Here is a 6,707-nt window from a genome sequence, read left to right on the forward strand (position 1 = left end):
ACGTATGGCCTACGGCTACCGAGACGACAACTACTTCTTTCTCAAAATCCGCCAGGCTTTCCCCGGAATTGGGTGAAGAACCAAAAAAAAGGGCCGTCGGATGCGTGCCCTGGCAAGCACATCCGGCGGCCCAGGCGTCATTGGGAAGGTGCGAGAAACCCAGTGACGATCTGCAGCGGTTGTTCGAGACTACGGATTCGTCGGCTCCGCTGGCGGCGGATTCTCACCCGACTTTTCGACAGTTTCCGTCTCAGTTGTGGTGGTTTCGCCTCCCGGCGTGGTGACCGTGGTTTCCTTCTTCACTTCGGCCTTTTCACCGCAGCCGATGAACGTCGACGCGAAACTCAGGGCAACGCAGAGTGACAGCAAAGTCTTCATGGAAAATGCACCTCCATTTGAATTCGCGCACCGAATAAGGCGGATACGCATTGGTCCATAATGAAAGATGCATTACCGCCGGTCGTTATTCCCTGCGTCGGCCAAGTCTTGGCAAATCGCCCGGCGTAGGCAGCTCTTCAACCAAGTTGGCTGCGAAACAACCGACCTTCGCAGCAAATCGCTTCACCGTAGTGCTCAGCGGCCATGCTCCGCCAACTGACAATCGGGCAGCCAACGCAATAGAAGATTCCGCCAACGGGCAAGAAAAAGGCCTTGGGATTACTCGACAATTAGGTTCGTCAACGTCAATGTCCAGCAGTTGCTGTCATTCACGAGTTGCCGCTGTCCAGGCAGTGGCTCCCGCATGCGTTACAGGCATTCCTGAGGTCCGCCGAACGCCTGCAACCTTTCATCTCGAAAGCACAGCATGCCCCCCCGAAGGCAGGTTAGGCGCGGGATGCGCGCCGCTTTAGCATGATCAAGCTTGCATTGCCCCTTGGGTATCAGGCTGTCTCCGATGATGTAGTCCGTGAATCTCCATCCCTTCAACAATGAGAATGCTCACCATGACGCAAAACTGGACGCGACTCACATGTGCGATGCTGTGCTTTTGCGCCTTTGGATCGAATCAAGCGTTCGGCTCAGGGGCATATTCGGATGCAGTGATCTCACTGAATCCCACTCACTTCTACCAACTCGATGAAACGGCAATCGGTGCACCGAGACTCGACGGAGGTGGAAACAAGAAGGGGACCGCGTCCGGCGTCGGGGGCTTCCAATATGATGGGCCTGTCATTGATACGGGAACTAGCGGTTCGCCGATCAATGGGTTTTACGAAGGATTCTTCAATGGCATCGATCCGGCTCCGTTCGCCACGATTGGAGCGGCCGGACCCCAGTTCCCTGGCTTCGACGCCAATAATCGCGCATTCGACGCCAACGATCGGGGGTCAATTAATTTGGGACCGGGTTCCAACTTCGCCGCCAATGCGATGACGGTTTCCTATTGGTTTGCAGCCGGAAATGCTTTGGCGGGCGACCGTTTTTTCGCCAACAATCAAACTGATCCAAGCACCGCGTTTCAAACCGTCTTCGGTAACTCCGCGAACTTTGTCGTTTCCATCAACCCCAACGGAAACACGCCGGCGGAATCGCGGCAAGTGGATCACGCCACAGTGAATGTCAAAGATCGTCAATGGCACCACGTTGTCGCGTCGCGGAACGGCAACAACATCGAGGATGTGATCGTCGTGATCGACGGTCATGATTTTAGCAACGATTTAGTCGACAGCACCGACGGCTGGGGAACGACGGGAAATGATGCACACATCGCTTCGCGCGACGGCGGAGATGGCGGACCAAATCAACGAACGGTGACAGGTGCGATGGACGAGGTGGCCGTATGGTTGAATCGTCAACTCACAGTGCAGGAGGCGATTAGTCTCTACGACGCCGCTGTGCCTCCCGGTGCACAGCTTCCAGACATCGTGGAGGGCCACCAAGGATTGTGGGGGGTGCGCGCGTATCGGCCGAACTTCCTGCTCAAGAATGGCTTGCAAGGCGCGGATCAAGTGTTGGCAGACGAGTCGCTGCGCGTGGAACGCAATGCGACGGACAGCACTTCCCCCACACTTAACTTCGCCAACGGTGGCGACGATGTTAGCATGCCGGCTCCGAAAACCGAATTCGTCGGCGGCCGCACAAGCCAGTTTGTATTGCAGGCCGAAGGCACCATTCGGATTCCCGAAGATGGCACTTACACGTTCGGCTTTGACGGCGACAACGCGGTACGGCTCACCGTGGGCAGCGCGGTTTTCACCAAACAGGCGGGCGGCGACGGAGTCGCCGCGAATGGCGGAACGTTTGAACAAGCCGCTTTCACAACCGACGCTTTTGGTCTCGCGTCGACGTTCCTTGCGGCCGGCGATTATCCCATCTCCGTGGTCTATGCGGAGCAATACGGAGGGGGATTTCTAGAAGTCTTCGCCGCGAAGGGAGCCAAGACGGCGCTCGACAACGATTTTGCCTTGATCGGTCAGCAGGCCGCTGTGTATGCCCAGGGGACAACGCCTTCTATCGTGAACGGTTTTCAAGTCGCCGAAACCGTGCGCGTGCCAGAGGATGTTCCGGAAACGGCCATCAACAATTTGGCGCAAGCTCGAAACGCAGTATTGAATCCGAATCCCACGGACCAGCCCTATTCGGGCACGAGAGATACCATTAACTTCGTCGATGCCGAGGCGGCCGGCAGCCGTGGCAAGTACGGCGATGACGGTGCGTTCCTCAATAATTTCGAGAACGTCGATGACAATGATTTTGCAATGCTGGCTACGGCCACATTGCATATCGAAACCGATGGCGTTTATACCTTCGGTTTCGACACAGACAACGGTGCCAGCCTGACAATTGACGGGGCCAGCTTCACTATCCAACGTAGCGTCGATTCGAATGTCGCTGCAGTGTTGGACGGAGGTGAGACGGTGGCCTTCGACAGCGCCGCATATGCCAGCTCCTATACGTTAGCGAGCACGTTCTTGACCGCCGGCGATCATGAGCTGGAATTCTTGATGTTCGAACGGAATGGTGCATCCAGCGCCGAGTTGTTCGCGGCGGTCGGCGAGTGGAACAACTTTTATTCCCGGGCGTTCACTTTGCTCGGCGAGCCAGCGCGAGCCGTCGACATTCGCTCGCCAGCAGGTCTGGAGTTGATCGGTGATGCTGTCGGCACACCCGGAGATACCAATGGCGACGGTCAAGTCACCATCGTCGACCTTAACAACGTCCGCAATAACTTTGGCGGCGCTGGATTAGGCGATACGAATGGCGACGGCCAAGTCACCATCGTCGACTTGAACAACGTCCGCAATAACTTTGGTGCCGGAACGGGTGCGAATGCGGTGCCGGAACCTTCCAGCTTGGTGATCATGCTCGGCTGTGGCTTGGGACTGATCGGTTGGATGCGCAGGCATTAAACGTTGAGTTCACCGCACGAAGACATCCACGCGGCCTAGGCTGGCAACGGCCTGGGCCGCTGGCGTTTCATGCCTGCGCAAACGACTGGAATTGTCCGCGGAGCGGCGAGGGAGGCGGGTCAGTCGTCTACTTTCTGATGTGGAGCGCCAAACATGTCGTCTAATCACTTGCGCGACGCGGTTTATAAGCTAGCCACTGTGGACGCGCCGTTCCAAGATCGTGTCGAGCTTGCTCTTGCGGACTTCGTTGCATTTACCGGTGAGACCTCACTGCCGCCGGACGCTCGAAAAGTATTTGAAGATATCAAAGCTCAAATCAATGCCACCGGCCTTGATGATAGGATTACCCGAATCGTTCACGAACTGACGAGGCCGGAACTGTCGCAACTCGCTGCCAAACTAGTTCAACTATACGAGCTCGCGAACGCTGCCATTTGAACAGGATCCGACCACGAGAAAGTGAAATGAGCATGTCTTTCGAATGCCCTAAATGCGGTCGCGCCTGCGAGCAACAGTATTGCCCCGCGTGCGATTCGGAGTTCGACCGCGACGGACTCCGTAGCTTCGATGACACCTTGGTCGACATGGACGAAGAGGAAGCGGTTGGACAAGATGAAGCGGCACCGAATGATGCGCTGCCGGAAAACGAAGAGGATTGGGCCGAATAGGATTTGATCCTATTCCTCTACAGTGCGTTCCCGCGTGAGCCACTTCGCCCTAGTGGTGGGAATGAAGAGTCCCCGTGCGCCGCTGGTGTCAGGCCGACACCGGCAGGAAACGCCCCAAGCCACGGGGACGTCGGCATTTACTAGAGAGTAGGTTGGGACTCGCCCACCACTAGCTAACAATTGCTCCGACGGCGTCCACCAATCCCGGACGCATTCATTCCGTGTATCTGCGCCGGGCTCACGCCTGGTCCATTATGCGCGCTGACGTCGTCCGATTTTGCAGCGGAATGTCCAAGGAAGTAAAATGCGCGGCGGCGACAGGCCCACGGTGGACTTGTTGCTAGAGAACCACGCGAACGGAGAAATAGTCATGGCGAACTATGTCAGTCGACGGGCAGTTGGTTTGTCGATCGTGTTGGCGACGGCGGCGGGAATTGCCTTGGCTCAGGGCTACGGCGGTGGTTCCGCTCCCGGCTCAGCTGGCCCGACGGGTCTGTCGGGCCGTTATCCTGGCCCAGGCGGTGCATCGAATGGCGTAGTCAAGCTCAAGGTTGCGATGTCCGATGGTCAGGTGATTGAGATGAACTGCCAGAGTGTGGACATCGTGTTTTCCTCGGGCGGGCAGTTGCGCGTGAATGAAAGCGGCGCACTTCCCGTGACTCCAACGCCATCAGTCGAAATGCGTTTTGAGTCGTCGCCCACGCCGAGCATCGAGTTAACGCCCGGAAACTCGCCGCCTGTCGATCCCAATAACATTCCCGGCGTGCCCGGGCAGCCAATCACGGGCACCGGTCCCTTGCCGTTTAGCGATATCGGAGCGTCGCGCTAAAATGTTCGCAACTGCTAGGTAGGCGGCGCGCTACCATCGAGATCGCCGTCGGAACGGCCACGTAACTCCGGCCGCGCGACGGCGACCAAATCAGGAATTGCAAACATGAAGTTGTCAGACATTGCAAAATGGTTTCGCAAGTCGCAGGCAACTTTAGATAGGATTGAAGCTGATCTGGAGTTGGCCCGAGCGGGGCTCACTAAACTTGAACCTCAGGACATCAATCAGAGGAACTGGCTCCGAGCGGAAATCGCCCAAGGCGAACAAGCGCTTGATGAGTTTTGGAACAGGTTTTTTGATGAGGCCGAGTCGCTAATCCAACAGCTGCACGACCTCCAACTTGAGGACAGCCCCATTGCGACTTTACTCGCATCACGTGAGCGATCAGACTTCCCGGCGGCCGCTGCCTACGCCCTTCAATGGATGACATCGCCAGAAGCGATTGAAGAACCGGCTAGCACGCCGATCAAATTGTCTGCGGTTGCTGAAGAATACCGTAGGGCCTGGGAAGAATGGCAGCGTGATTATCCGGACTTGTCGGCAAACGAATACGCAAAGCAATGGGCACGTACTGACAAGAAGAAAAGGGCGGCGGCGGGAAAGAAGGCACGCACGGCGGGCACGCTCACTAGGGCGTGGCGAAATATGAAGCTTGGTACGGATTCGCCGGCAAGCTAATCGCCAAGATGGCCAACTCACCTGGCTGCTTGGCGACCCGTGACCCGTGATGCCACAAGGTTCCCGGCTTGGCAATTCGATCCAGTTGTCCGGTCACAGCGCGGACTAAGGGTGGCGGTCGTAGAAAGGCATTGGCCTTACGCAAGCGGCGATAGCAAATCGGGCATAAAAAAAGCCGGGAGAAGGGGGGCTATCTCCCGGCTTGCCACGGCAGACACTCGACCGTTTTCCGTGGCGGCGGGATGATAGAAAAGCGGTTTGGAGCGAGCAAAGCCGGTTTGGGCCGGATCTGACGATCCCCAACAAAAAAAACCCACCGTGACTCGGAGCCGCGATGGGTGGCTTCCGATTCGAGTTGCCCTTGAACCGAAGTGCCAGAGTTGATGGTAGCCGGGCGATGGCTTCCTGGTCAATTAAAAAAGCCATCACGCAGCTGGGTAGAGAGCAGCGGTGACGGCTTGCTTTGCCGCAGGTCAGTGGTGTCCGTTTGTGGCGGCTCGGCACAAGGATCAGCGTAGTTTCGGCAGCAGTCGAAAGCAACAAAAAAAGGCCGCCAGCTGCCCCCCCGGGAATCACCGCCCGCGGCAAGGTAGAGTCAACCCAAAAACCAGCCAATGACGGCCGTGAGACTCAGATGTAGGCGGCCGATGAATTGGCAGCCAATTCGGTACACAGTGCCAGCGGACGTTGCGATTTCCTTTATCGAAGCAACGCGGGCGGTGTGAAAATCAACGTCCGGTTCCTCGCCGGTCGTCACCACGATCATTGGCGTTTCCGGTGCAAGGCGAGTGAGAAATGCCAGTCCACCACTAGAAATATTGCAACAGCGAATTTTGTGAAACATCTCCGGCGTTGGCACGATTCCCGCTCGGTAGGGCGCAAATCGTTGAATGGCGTTGTAGGGCTGCCTCGTTTCGGTCCTTCGCTCGTCAACAGCCAATTCGATTGATCCGATATCGTCTTGTGCTAGTTCCGACGGCACTGGTGCGTTTATCGCAGCATCGTTGGACGACATCTCGGCGTCGTGAACGGCGGGAACCGAGATGGGCAAGTAAGTGTCAACGACGGCATTTCTCCCACTCTGTTTGTAAACGGCGCTTGAATTGTGCAGCGCTTGGCGGTTGAAAAGTGTGGCGCTCGGGGGTGAACGGGGTTTAGTTTAGGGACGCTGGAGGGGGAATG

At 57.0% G+C, this 6,707-nt stretch carries 7 protein-coding genes; 5 read left to right on the top strand and 2 right to left on the bottom strand.

The features are described from left to right. Window positions 1-189: 189 nt before the first annotated feature. Window positions 190-378 carry a hypothetical protein gene (locus SGJ19_14590; GenBank protein MDZ4781475.1) on the bottom strand — a complete coding sequence of 63 codons (189 nt, stop codon included), beginning with the start codon at window positions 376-378 and terminating at the stop codon, window positions 190-192. A 566-nt stretch (window positions 379-944) separates the two neighbouring features. Between SGJ19_14590 and SGJ19_14595 the strand changes: the two genes are divergently transcribed. From SGJ19_14595 to SGJ19_14615, 5 genes are all read left to right on the top strand, one after another. Continuing rightward, window positions 945-3,350, top strand: a complete 2,406-nt coding sequence (locus SGJ19_14595) for a PA14 domain-containing protein (GenBank protein MDZ4781476.1) — start codon at window positions 945-947, stop codon at window positions 3,348-3,350. 153 nt (window positions 3,351-3,503) lie between these two features. Beyond that, on the top strand, window positions 3,504-3,788 hold the full coding sequence (locus tag SGJ19_14600; GenBank protein MDZ4781477.1) for a hypothetical protein: 285 nt from the start codon (window positions 3,504-3,506) through the stop codon (window positions 3,786-3,788). A gap of 26 nt (window positions 3,789-3,814) precedes the next feature. After that, the gene (locus tag SGJ19_14605) at window positions 3,815-4,018 is read left to right on the top strand and encodes a hypothetical protein (protein MDZ4781478.1); all 204 of its coding nucleotides are present in this window, start codon (window positions 3,815-3,817) and stop codon (window positions 4,016-4,018) included. Window positions 4,019-4,388: 370 nt separating this feature from the next. Continuing rightward, window positions 4,389-4,847 (top strand): hypothetical protein, encoded by a 459-nt coding sequence (locus tag SGJ19_14610; GenBank protein MDZ4781479.1) that lies wholly within the window; start codon window positions 4,389-4,391, stop codon window positions 4,845-4,847. A 105-nt stretch (window positions 4,848-4,952) separates the two neighbouring features. After that, window positions 4,953-5,525 (top strand): hypothetical protein, encoded by a 573-nt coding sequence (locus tag SGJ19_14615; GenBank protein ID MDZ4781480.1) that lies wholly within the window; start codon window positions 4,953-4,955, stop codon window positions 5,523-5,525. A 595-nt stretch (window positions 5,526-6,120) separates the two neighbouring features. Here SGJ19_14615 and SGJ19_14620 read toward each other — a convergent pair. Continuing rightward, window positions 6,121-6,540, bottom strand: coding sequence for a hypothetical protein (locus tag SGJ19_14620; protein ID MDZ4781481.1), 420 nt, complete (start codon window positions 6,538-6,540; stop codon window positions 6,121-6,123). Window positions 6,541-6,707: the final 167 nt, after the last annotated feature.

Source organism: Planctomycetia bacterium (genome assembly GCA_034440135.1).
Lineage (GTDB): Bacteria > Planctomycetota > Planctomycetia > Pirellulales > JALHLM01 > JALHLM01.